Source organism: Mucilaginibacter sp. (assembly GCF_039925265.1).
Classification (GTDB): Bacteria; Bacteroidota; Bacteroidia; order Sphingobacteriales; family Sphingobacteriaceae; genus Mucilaginibacter.
In genome coordinates this window covers 28,432-47,084 of the sequence record NZ_JBDSZG010000011.1, presented here as the reverse complement: position 1 = coordinate 47,084, position 18,653 = coordinate 28,432, and the positions used below count along the sequence as shown (strand labels likewise).

Sequence of the window (18,653 nt, the reverse complement as noted above, 5' to 3'; positions counted from 1 at the left end):
CAGATGAAACGCAACGCTTCCATGTTTATCAGATCATTTTTTGCAATCTGCATTTTATCTGCATTATTATACGGGTGTAAACAAAAAGAAAAGAGGGTAGCAGATAGTAAGGTTAGCATTAACCTTAATTCTTTACTAAAGCCTACTAATGCCTATGTCATTTCATCCATTCCAACCACCTCCCTTAACGATGACGAAATAAGCCCCGAAATTAAAGCACTGGGTGTTGTTGCCTATGATACCCGACAGGTTGGTGTGATCGCTGCATGGGTATCCGGCCGGATTGACAGGCTGTACGTGCAATACAAATACCAGGAAATAAGTACGGGACAAAAGGTCATGGATATTTATAGTCCCGAATTAATGACCTTACAGGAAAACTTGCTATTCCTGTTAAAAAATGATCCCTCCAATTCGGCTATGATTAACGCGTCAAAAGAACGGCTCCGGCTATTGGGGGTAAGTGCGGGTCAAATCGGATCGATCATCGAATCCCACCAACTAATCAATAGTGTTACCCAGTATAGTAATTATAGCGGGCATATCCATGAAGCAGGCCCGGAGAACATGGGTAATGGTAAGGTCACGATGAGTGATAATTCATTGGTGACAGAGCCGCTTACGATAAAGGAAGGTACTTATGTGCAAAAAGGGCAACAGTTATTTAGCGTTTACAACACCGGTAAGGTTTGGGCGCTGTTAAGTATCTATGCCGATGACCAGGGTATGGTTAAAACAGGTAATCCAGTACATTTTGTTTCTGATGTTACGACCGGCAAAATAATCGACGGGAAAATTGATTTTATCGAACCCTTTTATGGTAAAGATACCAAAACAATGACCGCAAGGGTTTATTTTAATAACGAAAAGCTTTCCATACCGGTAGGGAGCCAGGTAAAGGCTACCATTTATAGTACAAAAAAAACAATTTCTTCCATCCCGTCCGGTTCGGTGGTGTCGCTCGGCATAGACCAGGTTGTTTTCAAAAAAGTAGATGATGGTTTCAGGGCGCAGAAAGTTTCAATAGGCGGAACTTACAAAGGCAGGGTGCAAATCCTGGGCGGGCTGTCACCTACAGACAAAGTTGCCGTTAACGCGCAGTTTTTAATGGATAGTGAAAGTTTTATACAAGTAAAAGAATAACCATGAAACCCATATACCTCATCCTACTGATCGTTCTTTTAGCTGCCTGTAAAGGTAAGCCAGCGAAGATTGCCAAAAATCCGGGCGTGTATTACACTTGTTCTATGCATACCCAGGTGATGGAGCCTATTCCGGGTAATTGCCCGATATGCGGAATGAAACTGATAGCGGTAAAACAAAGCAGGTCAATCGAGAAGGATGAAATAACCCTGAGTGACCAGCAGGCGCAATTGGGAAATATCAGCGTCGATACGATCCGCGACGGCATGTCAGGCGGCCAGTCTGTTTTGACAGCTACCATCAATTTTGACCAGGCTAAAATTACGACGATCAGTTCAAGGATAATGGGCAGGATCGAGAAGCTATATTTTAAAACCGATGGGGCTTATGTTCATAAGGGCGACAGGCTTTATGATTTGTACAGCGAAGATTTGAATAATGCGAAGAAAGAATACTTGCTGGCAATAAAAAACAAGCCGCTACTTGATAATTCAGTCATTGATTTTGATCAGTTGATCAGCAGCGCGAAGAATAAATTATTGCTTTGGGGCCTGTCAGAATCGGAAATCAAACAATTAGTTTCGACGAAAGGCGCAGGAACGAAAACTGCCTTTTACAGTACCGCCAGCGGATACATTAATGCATTGGATGTTAAAGAAGGCGATTATGTAATGGAGGGCGGTGCGGTTATACATTTGGCAGACCTTTCTACTGTATGGGCTGAAGCGCAGGTATATGGTTCAGAGCTTTCTAAAATAGAAAAAAATGCGACAGCTCAAGTTAGGATACCCGATTTAGGTCAAAAAGCTTTTTTGGGGAAAGTTGAATTTGTTAACTCAGAGCTCAACACCGACACTCAGATAAACCTTATCCGGGTAGAAATCCCCAATAACGACCATCTATTGAAACCAGGAATGGCGGCGTATGTTATTATTAAGAACCAAAGCCATGCCATGCTTTCCCTGCCTGTCAACGCCGTAATAAGAGACGGAAAAGCCGCAACGGTATGGCTGAAAACAGGTGCTCACACCTATAAAAGTGCCATGGTGCAGGTAGGGATGGAGACCGGTGACCGGATAGAAATTACCTCCGGGCTGATGGATCACGATGTGGTAGTTATCACGGGCGCGTATTTACTGAACAGCGAATATGTTTTTAAAAATGGCGCAAACCCAATGTCGGGTATGAAAATGTAAATAACCCATGAAAAACCTTCTGTTATACTGGTTTAAAATACAAGCTGCCAAATCAGCTAAAATTGAACTTATTAAGCTTTATGATATTGAAACGGTAAAACAAATACTTTCCTCTTATTGGCAGAGGTATCAAAAGTTAAAACCTGATGTCCCGGTTATGCCTACTTTGGGCGGCTATGTCACGGTGCATCTTGCAGCCCTGTCAACCGCCTTCTACCATGAATTAACTACCAGGGGACAAAATGAAGAAGCAACTGCCAAAATATTTTACGACATAGCATGGAAGGTTTATATAAAGATGGGCAAGTTGTCCTGGTGGTTAGCAGGATGGCGTAATCGTAATAATTATGGACGGTTACTAAAAACAACGCAGTTGTTCAGGGCATTTCCGTTTAATAGCCCGTCCTATAAATGGCAAGATATTAAGATAGCGGACAATGTAGTGGGGTTTGATTGTTTAAAATGCCCGGTAGCCGAATATTTTCAATCAAAAAGACTATCAAAATTTTGCACACAAACCTGGTGTTCTTTGGATTATCCTTTGGCACAACTATGGCATGCTAAACTGAAGAGAACAGGTAGTATTGCTGGCGGGGCCGATAAATGCGATTTCAGGTGGACAGCAGAAGACCCGCCCCGTTCAGAAACTTTAACCCCCAATATTCATTAATAAAATATAATCAAGCTGATTTTCTTTAAAATTTCCACCAATTAAAAGATATATGAATGAATTTAAGATGAAACGCATCGGCGTGATCATGGAACCCGAGCCGGGAAACATTCAGGAAGAAGGAGGCGTTTTAAATCCCGCATCAATCAGGGGCAAGGACGGAAATCTTTACCTTTTTCCCCGCATTGCTACTAAAGAAAACTATTCCAGAATTGGAATTTCGAGGGTTAAATTCAACGAGGATGGGGACCCTGTCGGTGTTGAACGGCTCGGCATTGCATTGGAGCCTGAAGAGGATTACGAGAAACGTCCTGATGGCGGCGGAGGATGCGAAGATCCAAGGATAACGTATGTCGAACCATTGGGCCATTATATGATGACTTATACCGCCTTTACGCCAAACGGCCCTCGAATCGCCATGGCGCAGTCAAAAGATCTATTCCATTGGGAGAGATTGGGACTGGCTACCTATCTACCCTATGAGGATATTGAGTTTAACGGCATTAACGACAAAGATGCATGTCTTTTCCCGATAGCAGTGCCCAGCCCTCACGGGCATAATTGTTTAGGTATGCTGCACAGGCCGCTTTTCCCTGGAACAAGCCCTGAAGAAAAGCGGCATCAACCCTGGGATAAAGAAATTGACCTCCACAAAGAAAGTATTTGGCTATCGTATTGCCATACCCACCCGGCGAACGGTAATAAATGGCTAAGCCCTGAATTTACTTCCCATCGTCCACTGGCAATGCCTGTTTCGGCATGGGAAGTGCTTAAAATTGGTGCCGGTACCCCTCCGATATTAACCAAATTCGGCTGGATGTTTCTTTATCATGGTGTTAAGGAAGAAGTAAGATCAGGAAACAAAACGCAGCTTTGTTATTCAGCAGGATTGATGATCCTTTCCGAGAGCAATGTAATGGATATTATTTATCGTACTGTACAGCCAATACTAAAACCTGAGCTGCCGGAGGAACAGGTAGGTATTATCGCTGACGTGGTTTTTCCAACGGGAATAGATCGCCGGGACGACCTTGGAACGCCTGACCGCTTTGATGTTTATTATGGCATGGCCGACAACAGGATCGGTGTAGCACGGCTCGATTTACCCGATATTTTGCCCTAAAGTAAAAGATCAAGAACAGTAAAATGTTTATGCTACGAAAACATGTTCGCTACATACAGGTACAGTATCCTAACAGGTGCGCATTCGTTTAAATTGTAGGCTTTCACAACTTAGTGATTAACATCATAGATTGACATGATAAAGGTCATCTTCCAGCACTTAGCTTGCCTGTACCTTTATTTTATTGGCTACTGTATTAAAATGAGTCAATTTAATAAACAGAAAAACTATGAAAACTAAAGATCAAAAAACACCGAAAAGCAAAGAGAAATCTAACGAAATCCCCAAAAAAGAGAAACCAGCACATAAAAGATCAGATGCTGTAGATGAGTTGCAACATGACGAGCATCAAAGCAGTACTGCCGACTCCTATAGCGAAATCCAGGACCTTACGCCGCCGACTCCGCATGGGTTTCCTAAAGTTGGCATTGCGGAAACAGATTTTCGGCCCAGCGATCATGGTCGGCGGGCTGGAAGCATGATAGATCATGAGCCGGGAATATAAAATATCTGCCGTACTACGGACTTAACAAAGCAAAGAGCTAATTGGCATTTACTAAAAACAGAAAACGAATTTTAAATCATTAATAACAATTTTAAATAAGTCATGGAAAATTCAACATCACATACCTACCATATCGGCGGTATGACTTGCGGTGGTTGTGCCGCAGCAGTTAAACAAAGATTATCTAACGTGGCTGGTGTAACAGCAGTAAAAGTGGACCTCGGAGCCAAACAAGCTGAGATTTCATCTACGCATCTAATTGACACCAGTGTGCTTCAGGGGGCACTTGGTAATAATAGTTATACCATTTCAGAACTAAAACCCCAGTAATTTTATAAACTTAGGTAATCTGTAAATAATAACTAATAATTATATAAACATGATGTATAACAACGGTTTTGGGGGAATGAACCTAATATGGTGGTTCCTTTGGATGATAATGATATTCTGGATTTTTGCTACACCTTATGATATTCCCGGCCAGAGGAGAAGGAAAGATTCTCCTCTTGACCTATTGCAAAAGCGATTTGCTTCAGGTCAATTAACAAAGGAACAGTATCAGGAACACAAAGCAATTTTGGAAAATGATTTGGCAAAAAAATAAGTCCAAGTCATGAAAAATAAATTAAACACGTGCTTAAATCATTCACCGCCAGCGTAAGAACAACTTCCAAAACATGTGAATTAGGTAACTTATTTGCCTATTTGTGTAACACATAGCAGCTTAAAGACATTATTTTTAGGTAGGTTTATTCTATTGCAAAAATGAAAAACATATTTATTATCGGCTGGCTAAGCGGTCCTGCATAAGGAGTTTTGATATTGCATTTTGGCATCAAAATGCAAAGAGATTTCTTGATGCCAACGATCTAATAAAATACAGGGCTTTAAATAATGGCCTATATGTTTTAATGGCAACAACTGAAGATGTATTATTCTTTTAAGAAACGGTGAGGTTAATATTCATGACGAAGTTGACGAAAGGCGGCTAACCTTTAAAATTGTCGATTGATAATGCTATTACCAATAAATACTATATAATTTCAGACCTATGGACAAAAACAAAGCAGGCGAAAAAAAGAAAATCGCGAACCCCAAGATCGACGGAACGAATACGCCCGTTCCAGATAAGTCGTTGGTAAGTATAGTTTCAAACAGTGAGACTGAATTACTTCGACAAGCCAGAAATCCTCTTGGTGATCCCAATAAGGTTTACTAAACGCTTAATAAAAACAGTGAATTTAACATAATTGTGAGGGATAGCTTTGTCCCAACTTGTATATAGTTACTAAATTTAAAATCATGGAACAAAATGATGTCGCGGGGATTGATACCTATAAGAAAGAGCCACTTTCGCCGGAATTGTTAAGGAATATTCATGCCTATTGGCGTGCCGCTAATTATTTGTCTGTCGGCCAGCTTTACCTGCGTGATAACCCCTTATTAAAGGAACCGCTAAAATTAGAGCACATAAAGAACATGCTGCTTGGACATTGGGGCACTACCCCAGGCCAAAATTTTATTTATACCCACCTTAACAGGGTAATAAAAGAGCATGATCTCGACATGATCTATATTTCTGGCCCTGGACATGGCGGCCCGGCAGTTGTTGCAGGCACTTATCTCGAAAGTACTTATAGCGAGGTATACCCGATGATCACACAAGATGAAGAGGGGCTTAAGAGGTTATTTACCCAATTCTCCTACCCCGGTGGAATTTCAAGCCACGCATCCCCGCAAACCCCCGGATCAATTCACGAAGGCGGTGAGCTTGGGTATTCCATAAGTCATGCATTTGGGGCGGTATTTGATAACCCTGAACTAGTTGTTGCCTGTGTCGTAGGTGATGGCGAAGCGGAAACGGCTCCTCTTGCTACCGCCTGGCATTCCAACAAATTTCTTAATCCGGTTACAGACGGTACGGTATTGCCCATTTTGCACTTAAATGGTTATAAAATATCTAACCCTACTATTTTAGCCAGAATTTCGCACGAAGAACTGGATCAGTTATTCCGGGGCTATGGCTGGACACCAATATATGTGGAGGGCTCCGAGCCGGAGGCTATGCACCAAGCCATGGCAGCGGCATTAGACGAGGCGATAGCACAGATCAAAAAAATAAAATATGAAGCTCATGATCTTCATGAGGGAACGCGGCCTCGCTGGCCAATGATCATTTTAAAATCGCCAAAAGGCTGGACAGGCCCAAAACAGGTTGATGGCAAACAAGTTGAAGGCACTTTCAGGTCTCATCAGATACCGCTTTCAGTTTCGGCATCAGCCCCCGAAGATCATTTGATACAGTTAGAAAACTGGATGAAGAGTTATAAGCCTGAAGAGCTTTTTGATGAAGACGGGAGGTTAAAACCGGAACTGGCTGAACTTGCCCCGAAAGGCGAAAGGCGGATGGGGGCAAATCCGCATGCCAATGGTGGCATCTTGATGCGCGACCTTAGATTGCCACAATTCAGGGACTACGCGGTAGATGTAGCTGTTCATGGCGTGGATGGCGAAGGAGATGTTCATGTTACCGGTCGGTTTCTGCGGGATGTGATCAAGTTCAACGCGGATAGTCGTAATTTCAGGATCTTCGGACCGGACGAAACTATATCCAATCGTCTCGAAGCGGTATTTGAAGTCACTAACCGCCAATGGAATACCCTAATTCAGGATAATGACGAATTTCTCGCTCCAACCGGCAGGGTGATGGAAATGCTAAGCGAACATCAGTGTGAAGGCTGGCTGGAAGGTTATTTACTTACGGGCAGGCATGGAGTTTTTAATTGTTATGAAGCTTTTATACACATTATTGACTCCATGTTTAATCAGCATGCCAAATGGTTGAAAATGACGCTTGAGATTCCATGGAGAAGAAAGATAGCTTCATTAAATATACTGCTCACCTCAACGGTATGGCGGCAGGATCATAACGGCTTTACCCATCAGGACCCAGGTTTCATTGATCATGTGATCAACAAAAAATCAGAGATCGTCCGTGTTTATCTTGCCCCTGATGCTAATTGCCTTTTATCTATAATGGATCATTGCCTGCGCAGCCGCCATTATGTGAATGTAATTATTGCAGGCAAACACCCTGCTCCCCAATGGCTTAGCATGGATGAAGCCGTTGAACACTGCACACGTGGAATAGGTATTTGGGGCTGGGCCAGCAATGACCAGGATTGTGAACCTGATCTGGTAATGGCCTGTAGCGGCGACGTGCCTACGCTTGAAACGCTGGCAGCTGTATCCATATTGAAGGAACATTTGCCCGATCTGAAGATCAGGGTGGTAAATGTAGTTGACCTGTTAAAGCTTGAAAGGCAAACAGAACATCCCCATGGCTTAAACGATAAGGATTTTGATTCCTTATTTACAAAAGACAAGCCTGTAATATTTGCTTTCCACGGTTATCCATGGTTGATCCACCGATTGACTTATAACCGCACCAATAACAGCAATATCCATGTGCGAGGCTATAAAGAAGAAGGAACCATTACTACAGCCTTTGATATGACTGTACTCAATGAGATGGATCGTTTCCATTTAGTTATGGACGCAATAGACCGCTTACCGCAAACTGGCAGCAAGGGTACTTACCTGAAGCAAAAACTTCAGGATAAACTTACTGAACACAAACAATACATCGATATAAACGGCGAAGATATGCCGGAAATTAGAAATTGGAAATGGGTTAATTAATGATGTATTGAATGATGACCTTTAAAAAAAATCTGATAATTCTCTTAATTGGATTGTTTTTAGTAATGGTAGGATTTGGAATAACCCTACCATTACTTCCCTTTTATATTCAAAAACTTTCAATAGCGGAAGGGATTTCTTCTGAAAAAATCTGGTTGCATGTTGGCTTAATAACAGGCAGTTATCCCCTCATTCAATTTTTATTTTCACCCTATCTTGGCTCATTGTCAGATAAAATTGGAAGAAGGCCGCTAATATTGTGGGGGCTTTTTGGGTATTCCATTACGATGTTTTTGTTTTCAATTAGCGGGAGTATATTTCTTCTCTACCTATTTCGCTTATTATCCGGTTTATTTTCGGCTGCTTTTTTAACTGCTTCCAGTGCCTACATAGCTGATAAAACTACTGAAAAAACAAGAGGTGGCGGGATGGCTCTATTAGTCAGCGCTACCGGACTTGGCGCGGTTGCAGGGCCATTAATAGGAAATTTATTTTCGAAAGCTACAATCTCTTTCGACCAATTAACATTCGACAGGTTCTCATTACCATTTACTATTTCTGCCATTTTGGTATTAATAGTTTGTTTGTTTTTATTCTTCGCGTTATCAGAATCGAAAATTAGCAGTACTCGACAAATTATTCAAACAAAGAAAATCACAAAGGAATCTATATTTTCCTTTTTAAGGACAGTCAAAAAATCATTTATTTTTCTGCTCATTTTTTCCTTCATCAGCCAACTTTCACTGGCCATGTTCGAGGGCACTTTTGCATTACACTCCCAACGGCTTTTCGCATTCGGCCCCAAACAAATGAGTATTGTTTTTATTGTTTGCGGTTCAGTGATGGGGTTATTGCAATTAGGACCCGTTAACTGGTTAATTAAGAAGAAAGGGGAAGGTGCCCTGCTCCCTTATGGTTTGGTCATGCTAAGCATAGGTATGTCATTGCTGATGCTTTCAAATAAAATGGAATTCATTTTGCTGTTCGTTTCCTTTATTTCTATTGGGATGGCTATTCTCACACCTTGCCTTGCTTCATTGATCACTAAAGATTCCGGAAAGAAATATGGAACAACTTTAGGTATTTTTAGTTCTGTTAATAGTTTAGGACAAGTGCTGGGCGTTGTAATTGGTTCGGTCATAATGATCTGGTTTGTTCACCTACCCTACTTTATTATTTCCGTCCTCTTATTAATCATTGCTGCGCTATGTGTACCCAAGTTCAGATTGAAAATCCTTCATTTTTAAACACTTGACATTGAAAAACATAAATGACATATCAACCGATGCGCCGGACGACATTGAAAAGTCGGAGGCAAATAAACAGTTGAAGAAAATGCGTAAAGATATATTTTCTTTACAAAACCTCTTTTATGCAGATGGAAAGCGTGCGTTGCTGATTATTCTCCAGGGAATGGATAGTTCCGGCAAAGACGGAACTATTCGGCATGTTTTCTCCTGTATTAATCCCCAGGGATGCAGGGTAAAATCGTTCAAGACACCAACAGAAGAAGAAAAATCACATGACTTTCTTTGGCGCGTTTATGCTAACCTGCCTGAAAAAGGAATGATTCAAATTTTCAATCGTTCACAATATGAGGATATTTTATTTCCTGTTGTGCATGAATTAATTGATAAAAAAGAAATCCAGGAACGTCACAAAGCGATCAATGAATTTGAAGCGCATTTACAAGATAGCCATACAGTTATCTTGAAATTTTTCCTGCATATTTCAGAGAAAGAACAGCGCCATAGAATCAATAAACGGTTGAATGACCCTGAAAAACAATGGAAATATAATCCGTCGGATAAAAAAGAAGCGAAGCTTTGGGATAATTACATAGCAGCATATCAGTCCATGCTGGATGGATGCGGCAAAAAAAATCCCTGGATCATTGTACCCGCAGATCAAAAATGGTATCGCAATTATTTGGTGGCAAAAACAATAGTAGAAACACTTGAAAATTTAAAAATGAACTATCCTAAAAAAACATAAAGAAATGGCAAAAATCACTATTACTATCGATACAGAGGATAAGGAACCTAAGATTATCACTAAAACTGATGATGCCGATGTTTCAGAAGCAGAGACTTCAACAAAGGAAGTCCCGAAAGATGATCAGAAGGAAAGTAGTCCTAAGAATGAAGATTCTGCTGCAAATAAATCTTCAAAAAAAGACGATGCCGCGAAAGATATTCCAGAAGATGAGCATGGCAAAATAAACGAACAGGAAACCAAACCATCTGAAACAGAAACACCGAAAGAAGAACACAAAGAAGATGCCCCTCCGGAAGAAGGAACCCCCAAGGAAGAAACTTCAGAGAAAGGCGATGCAAAAATGGATATGACCGATGAGGAACATGCCAAAATGAGCGGTCCGGAAACCAAACCCGCTGAAAAAGAAACACCGAAAGAAGAACACAAGGAAGATGCGGCTCCGGAAGAATCTCCTAAGGAAGAAACTTCTAAGAAAGATGAATCGAAAATGGATATGTCTGAAGAGGAACATGCCAAAATGAGTGAACCGGAAGCCAAAGCTCCTGAAGACAAAGCGGCAGAAGAAAGTACGCCTAAAGATGACCAAAAGGAAGGAACTCCGGCAAAAGAACCGGCTGAAGATGTCGCAAAGAAGGAAGATTCTAAAATGGACATGACCAAAGATGAACATGCAAAAATGGATCATGGTGATGATATACCGATGGGAATGGAAGGGCATGACCATCATCAAATGATGATTGAAGATTTTAAAAAGCGATTTTGGGTAAGTTTAGCAATAACCATACCTCTGCTTGTTTTTTCACCGATGATCCAGGGATTTTTTCATTTTAAATTTTTACTACCGGGGAACAAATATATTCTCCTTGCGCTTTCTTCCTTCGTCTATTTCTGGGGTGGCTGGCCCTTTTTGAAGGGTTTTTGGGGTGAAATAAAGAAGGGTGCTCCTGGCATGATGACCCTGATATCCATGGCAATTAGTGTGGCTTATTTTTATAGTGCCGCAACGGTTTTAGGCTTGAAAGGTGTAGACTTTTTTTGGGAATTGGCTACCCTGATCGTGATCATGTTATTAGGTCACTGGATTGAAATGAAATCAGTATTGGGTGCATCAAAGGCATTGCAATTATTGGTTAGTATGATGCCAGCAGAAGCACACCGCGTAAAAGCAGACGGACAGGTAGAGGATGTGAAACTGGAAGCATTAGCATTGAACGACGTAATCCTGATAAAACCGGGCGAAAAAGTACCGGCCGACGGTATCATTGTAGAAGGAAGCAGTTATTTAAACGAATCAATGCTTACCGGTGAATCTAAACCGGTAAAAAAAGAGCTGGAAAACAAGGTAATTGGAGGATCGGTTAATGGCAACGGTTCTATAAAAATTAAAGTAGAGCATACCGGAAAAGACAGCTACCTCAACAAGGTAATAACACTAGTTTCAGAAGCCCAAAAGTCAAAATCGGAAATGCAAAATCTTTCTGACCGCGCAGCTAAATGGCTTACTTACGGGGCATTGGCAGTTGGTTTCGGAACCTTGGCTACCTGGCTTATTTTGGGCTTTCCTTTTGTGTTTGCATTGGAACGAATGGTGACGGTAATGGTTATTGCCTGTCCGCATGCCTTGGGTCTTGCCATACCTTTGGTTGTCGCAATTTCTACGGCTGTATCAGCACAAAATGGCTTATTGATTAGAAACCGTACTGCGTTTGAAGAATCCCGGAAAATCACTACGATTCTGTTTGATAAAACAGGGACACTTACTAAAGGGGACTTTGGGGTAACCCGGATTGTTTCGCTTAACAAAATGTCGGAAGATGAATTGCTAAGTCTGTCAGGCGCATTGGAACAAAGTTCAGAACACCCGATTGCTATCGGCATCCTTCGCAAAGCGAAAGAGAAAAAGGTCAGCATTCCCAAATTGGAGAACTTTAACGCGATAACAGGAAAAGGAGTTGAAGCTACTGTAGAAGGCAAGAATGTAAAAGTGGTAAGTCCGGGCTACTTGAAAGACAAAAAAATAGAAATTCCTGCGGACGCCTATAGCAGTGATGCAGAAACGGTAGTCTTTATTATAATTGATGAGAAACTTGCGGGTTATATCGCTTTGGCTGATGAGATAAGGCCGGAAAGTGCCGAAGCAATTAAAGTGTTTAAAAATAATAAGATCAAGGTACTGATGGCAACCGGAGATAATGACAAAGTTGCCAAAGCTGTAAGTGACAAGTTAGGTTTAGATGGCTATTTTGCGGAAGTACTTCCTGATCAAAAGGTAAAAATCGTAAAAGACCTGCAAAGCAAAGGTGAATTTGTCGCCATGACTGGTGATGGGGTCAATGATGCACCAGCACTTGCTCAATCTGATGTGGGCATAGCAGTGGGGTCAGGAACTGATGTGGCTGCTGAAACAGCAGATATCATCTTAGTTAACAGCAATCCAAAAGACATTGCCAATCTCATCCTCTTTGGGAAGGCTACCTATAATAAAATGATACAAAATTTAGTATGGGCAACAGCTTATAACCTGATTACTATTCCATTAGCCGCAGGTGTTTTGTACAAAGAAGGGTTTGTATTGGGCCCGGCTGTTGGTGCCGTATTTATGAGTTTAAGCACAGTAATAGTCGCCATAAATGCGCAATTGCTAAGAAAGAAGATTGGAAATCATGAAGAAAAACAAAAGCTTCCTTCTTAATTGTAAGTGTTTTTTTAGGTGAAAATATTTTTGCCGCATGATTAACCAGGTCAAATCTATCTGGTTAGCCGGGGATAATAACCAAATTAATTATAAGGCCTAAGGGTTTTAACTTGGTTGCTGTATCCATTGCCGCAGGTGTTTTATACAATTATGGCATCCTACTCAGTCCTTCCATAGGGGCTGTTATTATGAAATACTCATGAATAAAGATAATCACATATCGACCTTATTTCTGGATATCGGCGGTGTATTGCTTACCGATGGCTGGGACCGGAACTCACGGCAAGAAGCCGCTAAAATATTCCATGTCGATCATGACGAGATGGAGGACCGTCACCATCTCAATTTTGAAACCTATGAACTCGGCAAAATGACGCTGGATACGTATCTAGACCGGGTCGTTTTCTATCAAAAGCGAGATTTCTCGCCAGATGAGTTTAAGCCTTTTATGTATCAGCAATCCCAACCCTTTCCAAAAATGATCGAATTAATTATTCATTTAAAAAAGGAGCATGGCCTGAAAATCGCTGTCATCAGTAACGAAGGCCGGGAACTTAATGAGTACCGGATAAAAAAATTCAAACTCAACGAATTTATAGACTTTTTTATTTCCTCTTCTATCGTGAATTTGAGGAAGCCGGATGCCGAAATTTTTAGTTTGGCTTTGGATATCGCGCAGGTAAAAACAGCTGAAAGCATTTACATTGATAACCAACCCATGTTTGTGAAGATAGCGGAAGGCTTTGGAATGAATGGCATCTGCCATACGGATTACGATTCAACAGCCGAGAAATTGCACCGCTGGGGAATAGATATATTAACTGCTGACCATGAATAGACTGGCAAAAGACTGTGTACTTACCATCAACGGAGGATCCTCCAGTATAAAATATGCTTTATATGAAATTAAGGATACACTTAATCAATTACTTTCCGGCGAAATGGAAGACATTGGAAGTGGTAAAGCCAAGCTCAGTTTTATACACTTAAAAAGTGGCCCTAAGCATCATATTGACATCCCTGTTGCCGACCATACTGCGGCTGGAAATTGGCTCGTGGACTGGCTTGAAAAGGAAACCGAGTTTATACGGGTAAAGGCGATAGGCCATCGCATAGTCCAGGGTATGGAGCATACCGTGCCAGAAAAGATCACCGAAAAGCTATTGAAAGAACTGAAAGCCATAAGCCCTTATGACCCTGAACACTTGCCTGCCGAGATAAAATTGATCGAAGTATTTAGAAAACACTACCCGGGTATTCACCAGGTAGCTTGTTTCGACACTTCATTCCATGCCTCAATGCCCGATATTGCCAAACTGGTACCTATCCCTGCAAAATATCGTGATAAAGGGGTTAAGCGATATGGTTTCCACGGTCTATCTTATTCCTACTTGATGGAAGAGTTTGAACGGACCGCGGGAGCTGAAAAAGCAAATGGAAAGATCATTATTGCCCACCTGGGCAGTGGGGCAAGCCTTGCCGCAGTAAAAAATGGTAAAAGTATAGAAACCAGCATGGGATTTACACCTGCATCGGGCTTAACGATGAGCACCCGTACCGGCGACCTTGATCCGGGCGTAGCCTGGTATTTACAAAAATTTGAAAAGCTTACTCCTGGGCAATTTAACCATCTGGTTAATCATGAATCAGGTTTATTAGGGATTTCGGAAACTACGGCCGACATGCAGCAATTACTCCAAATGCAGCATGAAGATAAACGTGCTGCTAAGGCCGTTGATTTTTTTTGCTACCAGTGTATCAAATGGATAGGTGCATTTACCGCCGTGCTTGGTGGTTTAGATACCCTTATATTTTCAGGTGGTATTGGCGAACACGCACCCGAGATAAGGGAGCGAATATGTAGTGGGCTCCAATTTTTGGGGATTGCGCTGGATGAGAAACAAAATACAAACAACGATACGGTCATTTCAACCGATGCCAGCAAGGTATTGGTCAGGGTGATTAAAACTAATGAAGAATTAATAATTGCGAGATTAGTATGTACCACTTTGAATTACAACATTAAACAATAAATAAAATGGAATCAGTATTGAGCAACCCCGAGGTTGAAACATTATCGACTGAATTATTGCAAAAGAAGGCGCGGGTGGTTAATGTTGTCGATCTGATGAAAATGCAATCGGCAAGTGAACATACAACATAAACACTTTATCGACGCGCATGGCATGGACATGCCAGAGATCCTTAATTGAAATGGAATAGTAATAAAAATAGCCAATGATTACAGAACAACTGATAAATACTGCCCGGATCCTTGTTGCAAACCACAAGGGCCTTTTGGCTATGGATGAAAGCGTGGGAACCTGTAATAAACGTTTTGCAGCACTCAGCATACCGCAAACAGTTGAAATGCGGCGCAGCTACCGAGAAATGATAGTTACTACACCGGGCCTTGGCGAAAGCATCAGTGGGGCTATCCTGTTTGATGAGACCATCAGGCAGCAAAAATCAGATGGAACCCCATTTATTAAAGTGCTATCAGATGCCGGCATTATTCCTGGCATCAAAGTAGACATGGGGGCCAAACCGTTGGCCGGTTTTCCCGGCGAGAAGGTAACCGAAGGACTTGACGGCTTGCGTGCCCGCTTTGCTGAATATAGGGCAATGGGTGCACGTTTTGCCAAATGGCGAGCGGTGATAGCGATTGACAACGGCATCCCCAGCCGTGGCTGCATCGAAGCCAATGCACATGCATTGGCCCGATATGCTGCATTATGCCAGGAAGCGGGATTGGTTCCTATCGTGGAGCCTGAAGTGCTAATGGATGGCGCACATTCCCTGCAACAATGCCTTGCGGTAACAAAAGAAGTACTCCACACCGTTTTTGAGCAGCTTTACAAACAGCATGTTTCCCTCGAAGGAATGTTGCTTAAACCTAACATGATATTGTCAGGATTGGCGGCAAAGTTTCAAGATCCTGAAAAGATAGTGGCTGAAAACACTGTGAATTTTTTGTTAGGGGCTGTACCGGCGACAGTTCCGGGCATCGCATTTTTATCAGGCGGTCAATCTACCGAACTCGCTTCGGCCCGCCTTAATCAGATGAATAAACAGTACAAGGCCGTTCTTCCCTGGGCACTTACGTTTTCGTTTGGCCGTGCTTTGCAGCAACCAGCTTTAGAAATATGGCGTGGGGATAATTCAAATATTCTGGCGGCTCAAGAAGCATTATATCATCGTGCTAAATGTAACCGGGCGGCTTCTATGGGTAAATATAATAATACAATGGAAAACATAGTTTAACAATCAATCGTTTTATAAAATATGGATCATCAATATTCAGCAGATAAACAAACCGATAAGGCGAATCCCCACATGCAGATGAACGGGCGTGATCACCATGCGATGATGATAGCAGACTTTAAGAAACGCTTTTACGTGTTGCTGTTTCTTACCCTGCCCATCATGCTTTTATCAAACATAAAGGAAAAGCTATTCCAATAACACCAATCCAAAAAATGAAAGCTATTCCAAAAGATACAAACGAGAAATTAAATCGCGGCAAAATTGTTTCGGTACGGGGCAGCGTTATAGATGCCCGTTTTGACCACTCTCTCCCTGCCGTTTATGCCCTGCTCCACGCAGGCGAACAACGGGAAATTGCCATCGAAGTGCTTTCACAATTGGATGAGCACACTGTAAGGGGAATAGCGCTAACACCTACCCAGGGGCTTGCGCGCGGTATGCATATAGAAACTGACGGAAACGAATTAATGGTGCCGGTTGGCGAACGTACGCTTGGCAGGATGTTCGACGTGTTCGGAAATACTATTGACCATTTGAAACCTTTGGCAGAAGGCGAAAAACGAAATGTTCACCAATCCCCCCCACCATTAGATAAAAGGGCGACTAATTCGCAGGTTTTTGAAACAGGTATTAAGGCAATAGATGTATTGATACCGTTGGAGCGTGGCGGCAAAGCCGGTTTATTCGGTGGAGCAGGCGTAGGCAAAACAGTTTTATTAACGGAAATGATCCACAATATGGTGGGCCAGAATAAAGGGGTTAGCATGTTTTGCGGCATAGGCGAACGCTGCCGTGAAGGAAACGAGCTATATGAAGCGATGAAGGATGCCGGGCTGCTTAAAAATATGATCATGATGTTTGGGCAGATGAATGAGCCGCCTGGAGCCCGTTTCCGGGTTGGGCATGCTGCTTTAACCATGGCCGAATATTTCCGGGATGATGAGCATAAAGATGTTTTATTATTGATCGATAATATCTTCCGGTTTATCCAGGCTGGTATGGAGGTCTCAGGTTTAATGGGGCAAATGCCATCGCGTTTGGGTTATCAGCCTACACTGGAGACGGAATTGTCGGCCCTTGAGGAAAGGATCGCTAATACAGATGCAGGAGCGATTACATCCATACAGGCGGTATATGTACCGGCCGATGACCTAACCGACCCGGCTGCCGTCCACGCGTTTTCGCATCTTTCGGCAACTATTGTGCTTTCACGAGAAAGGGCCAGCGAAGGCCTTTATCCGTCTATTGATTTCCTGCAATCTAATTCAAAAATGGCTACGCCGGGAATTATTGGCGACCGGCATTACCAGCTCGCCCAGCAGATCCGGCAAACGCTGGCACAATATGAAGACCTGAAGGATATTATTTCTATGCTGGGTATGGAGCAATTGTCAACAGGCGACAGGCTCGTTGTAAACCGCGCCAGACGGCTGGAGCGGTTTTTAACACAACCCTTTTTTGCTACCGAACAATTTAGTGGCGTAAAAGGAGAAGTGGTTAGCTTGAAAGATGCGCTCGACGGTTGTGAACGTATTTTGGCAGACGAATTTAAAGACTTGCCTGAAAATGCTTTTTACATGATCGGAAATATCGACGAAGCAATAAAGAATAAAGGCGTCAATAAGGACGGCCCGGTTGCCACAAAACCTGTGATCAAATAGAAGCGAAAAATATGGACCTTAAGATATTACTTCCCTATAAAGTTTTTGCCGATGTAAAAAACGTCAGTAACATCGTTGCAGAGACAATCGAAGGGTCTGTTGGCTTTCTGCCGCAAAGGTTGGATTGCGTTGCGGTACTAGTCCCTGGTATTTTCAGTTACAAAACAGACAAGGTACATTATTTAGCCGTGGACGAAGGCCTTTTTGTAAAAGCCGGGTCGCAGGTACTGGTTTCCGTTAGAAATGCGGTTGGCGGCGTTGAGTTAGGAAAATTAGCCGAAACGGTAAAAAATGAGTTTAAGAATGCAGATGAAAATGAAGAAAAAGTTCGGCACATGGCCTCACAACTGGAAAGTGGGTTTCTTTCCAGGCTAAAGAAATTTCAACAACTATAAAATGGCACAACCGGAAAATGAGGCCGACTTTTTTGGCCGGATGATCTCGACTAAGGAAAAAAGAAAATTAAAGGCACTCGATGAAAAAAAAAGAGCGGAGTGGTTTGGTTTCGGCATGTTCGGTATGGTTGGCTGGTCGGTTACCGCACCAACTTTTTTGAGCACAATGGGCGGAATTTGGCTGGATAAAAATTATCCCCAATCCTTCTCATGGACAGTAACCTGCCTGATAACAGGCTTGGTGGTAGGTTGTATTATCGCCTGGAATTGGGTAATAAAAGAAGATAAATAGTATAAA

19 protein-coding genes are annotated in these 18,653 nt (G+C 42.2%); all 19 read left to right on the top strand.

Translation table 11 applies throughout. From position 1 onward, the window contains the following. Positions 1-3 precede the first annotated feature (3 nt). The 19 genes from ABIX36_RS04510 to ABIX36_RS04420 all read left to right on the top strand — a co-directional run bounded on the left by ABIX36_RS04510 (position 4) and on the right by ABIX36_RS04420 (position 18,647). Positions 4-1,143, top strand: coding sequence for an efflux RND transporter periplasmic adaptor subunit (locus ABIX36_RS04510; RefSeq protein WP_348080970.1), 1,140 nt, complete (start codon positions 4-6; stop codon positions 1,141-1,143). A gap of 2 nt (positions 1,144-1,145) precedes the next feature. Continuing rightward, positions 1,146-2,339 carry an efflux RND transporter periplasmic adaptor subunit gene (locus ABIX36_RS04505; protein WP_348080969.1) on the top strand — a complete coding sequence of 398 codons (1,194 nt, stop codon included), beginning with the start codon at positions 1,146-1,148 and terminating at the stop codon, positions 2,337-2,339. 7 nt (positions 2,340-2,346) lie between these two features. Next, complete coding sequence (locus ABIX36_RS04500; RefSeq protein ID WP_348080968.1) at positions 2,347-3,009, top strand: L-2-amino-thiazoline-4-carboxylic acid hydrolase; 663 nt, start codon at positions 2,347-2,349, stop codon at positions 3,007-3,009. A gap of 52 nt (positions 3,010-3,061) precedes the next feature. Beyond that, entirely contained in the window at positions 3,062-4,132 is a 1,071-nt protein-coding gene (locus ABIX36_RS04495) for a glycosidase (RefSeq protein ID WP_348080967.1), read from the top strand. Between the two features lie 229 nt (positions 4,133-4,361). Then, the gene (locus ABIX36_RS04490) at positions 4,362-4,637 is read left to right on the top strand and encodes a hypothetical protein (protein ID WP_348080966.1); all 276 of its coding nucleotides are present in this window, start codon (positions 4,362-4,364) and stop codon (positions 4,635-4,637) included. 102 nt (positions 4,638-4,739) lie between these two features. After that, the gene (locus ABIX36_RS04485; RefSeq protein WP_348080965.1) at positions 4,740-4,967 is read left to right on the top strand and encodes a heavy metal-associated domain-containing protein; all 228 of its coding nucleotides are present in this window, start codon (positions 4,740-4,742) and stop codon (positions 4,965-4,967) included. 49 nt (positions 4,968-5,016) lie between these two features. Continuing rightward, positions 5,017-5,241, top strand: a complete 225-nt coding sequence (locus tag ABIX36_RS04480; protein ID WP_348080964.1) for an SHOCT domain-containing protein — start codon at positions 5,017-5,019, stop codon at positions 5,239-5,241. A 698-nt stretch (positions 5,242-5,939) separates the two neighbouring features. After that, positions 5,940-8,339 carry a phosphoketolase family protein gene (locus ABIX36_RS04475; RefSeq protein ID WP_348080963.1) on the top strand — a complete coding sequence of 800 codons (2,400 nt, stop codon included), beginning with the start codon at positions 5,940-5,942 and terminating at the stop codon, positions 8,337-8,339. 11 nt (positions 8,340-8,350) lie between these two features. Further along, positions 8,351-9,586, top strand: coding sequence for an MFS transporter (locus tag ABIX36_RS04470; RefSeq protein WP_348080962.1), 1,236 nt, complete (start codon positions 8,351-8,353; stop codon positions 9,584-9,586). A 10-nt stretch (positions 9,587-9,596) separates the two neighbouring features. Further along, positions 9,597-10,334: a PPK2 family polyphosphate kinase gene (locus ABIX36_RS04465; RefSeq protein WP_348080961.1), complete on the top strand. Its 738-nt coding sequence runs from the start codon at positions 9,597-9,599 to the stop codon at positions 10,332-10,334. Positions 10,335-10,338: 4 nt separating this feature from the next. Next, positions 10,339-13,029 carry a copper-translocating P-type ATPase gene (locus ABIX36_RS04460; RefSeq protein ID WP_348080960.1) on the top strand — a complete coding sequence of 897 codons (2,691 nt, stop codon included), beginning with the start codon at positions 10,339-10,341 and terminating at the stop codon, positions 13,027-13,029. A 202-nt stretch (positions 13,030-13,231) separates the two neighbouring features. Beyond that, positions 13,232-13,870: an HAD hydrolase-like protein gene (locus ABIX36_RS04455; protein WP_348080959.1), complete on the top strand. Its 639-nt coding sequence runs from the start codon at positions 13,232-13,234 to the stop codon at positions 13,868-13,870. Next, positions 13,863-15,065: an acetate/propionate family kinase gene (locus ABIX36_RS04450; RefSeq protein ID WP_348080958.1), complete on the top strand. Its 1,203-nt coding sequence runs from the start codon at positions 13,863-13,865 to the stop codon at positions 15,063-15,065. The genes ABIX36_RS04455 and ABIX36_RS04450 overlap by 8 nt, the downstream gene beginning before the upstream one ends. 5 nt (positions 15,066-15,070) lie before the next feature. After that, the gene (locus tag ABIX36_RS04445; RefSeq protein WP_348080957.1) at positions 15,071-15,196 is read left to right on the top strand and encodes a hypothetical protein; all 126 of its coding nucleotides are present in this window, start codon (positions 15,071-15,073) and stop codon (positions 15,194-15,196) included. A 74-nt stretch (positions 15,197-15,270) separates the two neighbouring features. Then, complete coding sequence (locus ABIX36_RS04440; RefSeq protein ID WP_348080956.1) at positions 15,271-16,296, top strand: class I fructose-bisphosphate aldolase; 1,026 nt, start codon at positions 15,271-15,273, stop codon at positions 16,294-16,296. 21 nt (positions 16,297-16,317) lie between these two features. After that, positions 16,318-16,497 (top strand): hypothetical protein, encoded by a 180-nt coding sequence (locus tag ABIX36_RS04435; RefSeq protein WP_348080955.1) that lies wholly within the window; start codon positions 16,318-16,320, stop codon positions 16,495-16,497. Between the two features lie 14 nt (positions 16,498-16,511). Further along, positions 16,512-17,960 (top strand): F0F1 ATP synthase subunit beta, encoded by a 1,449-nt coding sequence (gene atpD, locus ABIX36_RS04430; RefSeq protein WP_348080954.1) that lies wholly within the window; start codon positions 16,512-16,514, stop codon positions 17,958-17,960. An 11-nt stretch (positions 17,961-17,971) separates the two neighbouring features. Continuing rightward, positions 17,972-18,355 (top strand): F0F1 ATP synthase subunit epsilon, encoded by a 384-nt coding sequence (locus ABIX36_RS04425; RefSeq protein ID WP_128532108.1) that lies wholly within the window; start codon positions 17,972-17,974, stop codon positions 18,353-18,355. 1 nt (position 18,356) lies between these two features. After that, entirely contained in the window at positions 18,357-18,647 is a 291-nt protein-coding gene (locus tag ABIX36_RS04420; protein ID WP_348080953.1) for an AtpZ/AtpI family protein, read from the top strand. Positions 18,648-18,653: the final 6 nt, after the last annotated feature.

Coding starts and splice junctions, on each gene's coding strand:
- ABIX36_RS04510 (WP_348080970.1), top strand. CDS start 4: ATGAAACGCAACGCTTCCATGTTTATCAGATCATTTTTTGCAATCTGC.
- ABIX36_RS04505 (WP_348080969.1), top strand. CDS start 1,146: ATGAAACCCATATACCTCATCCTACTGATCGTTCTTTTAGCTGCCTGT.
- ABIX36_RS04500 (WP_348080968.1), top strand. CDS start 2,347: ATGAAAAACCTTCTGTTATACTGGTTTAAAATACAAGCTGCCAAATCA.
- ABIX36_RS04495 (WP_348080967.1), top strand. CDS start 3,062: ATGAATGAATTTAAGATGAAACGCATCGGCGTGATCATGGAACCCGAG.
- ABIX36_RS04490 (WP_348080966.1), top strand. CDS start 4,362: ATGAAAACTAAAGATCAAAAAACACCGAAAAGCAAAGAGAAATCTAAC.
- ABIX36_RS04485 (WP_348080965.1), top strand. CDS start 4,740: ATGGAAAATTCAACATCACATACCTACCATATCGGCGGTATGACTTGC.
- ABIX36_RS04480 (WP_348080964.1), top strand. CDS start 5,017: ATGATGTATAACAACGGTTTTGGGGGAATGAACCTAATATGGTGGTTC.
- ABIX36_RS04475 (WP_348080963.1), top strand. CDS start 5,940: ATGGAACAAAATGATGTCGCGGGGATTGATACCTATAAGAAAGAGCCA.
- ABIX36_RS04470 (WP_348080962.1), top strand. CDS start 8,351: ATGATGACCTTTAAAAAAAATCTGATAATTCTCTTAATTGGATTGTTT.
- ABIX36_RS04460 (WP_348080960.1), top strand. CDS start 10,339: ATGGCAAAAATCACTATTACTATCGATACAGAGGATAAGGAACCTAAG.
- ABIX36_RS04455 (WP_348080959.1), top strand. CDS start 13,232: ATGAATAAAGATAATCACATATCGACCTTATTTCTGGATATCGGCGGT.
- ABIX36_RS04450 (WP_348080958.1), top strand. CDS start 13,863: ATGAATAGACTGGCAAAAGACTGTGTACTTACCATCAACGGAGGATCC.
- ABIX36_RS04445 (WP_348080957.1), top strand. CDS start 15,071: ATGGAATCAGTATTGAGCAACCCCGAGGTTGAAACATTATCGACTGAA.
- ABIX36_RS04440 (WP_348080956.1), top strand. CDS start 15,271: ATGATTACAGAACAACTGATAAATACTGCCCGGATCCTTGTTGCAAAC.
- ABIX36_RS04435 (WP_348080955.1), top strand. CDS start 16,318: ATGGATCATCAATATTCAGCAGATAAACAAACCGATAAGGCGAATCCC.
- atpD (WP_348080954.1), top strand. CDS start 16,512: ATGAAAGCTATTCCAAAAGATACAAACGAGAAATTAAATCGCGGCAAA.
- ABIX36_RS04425 (WP_128532108.1), top strand. CDS start 17,972: ATGGACCTTAAGATATTACTTCCCTATAAAGTTTTTGCCGATGTAAAA.
- ABIX36_RS04420 (WP_348080953.1), top strand. CDS start 18,357: ATGGCACAACCGGAAAATGAGGCCGACTTTTTTGGCCGGATGATCTCG.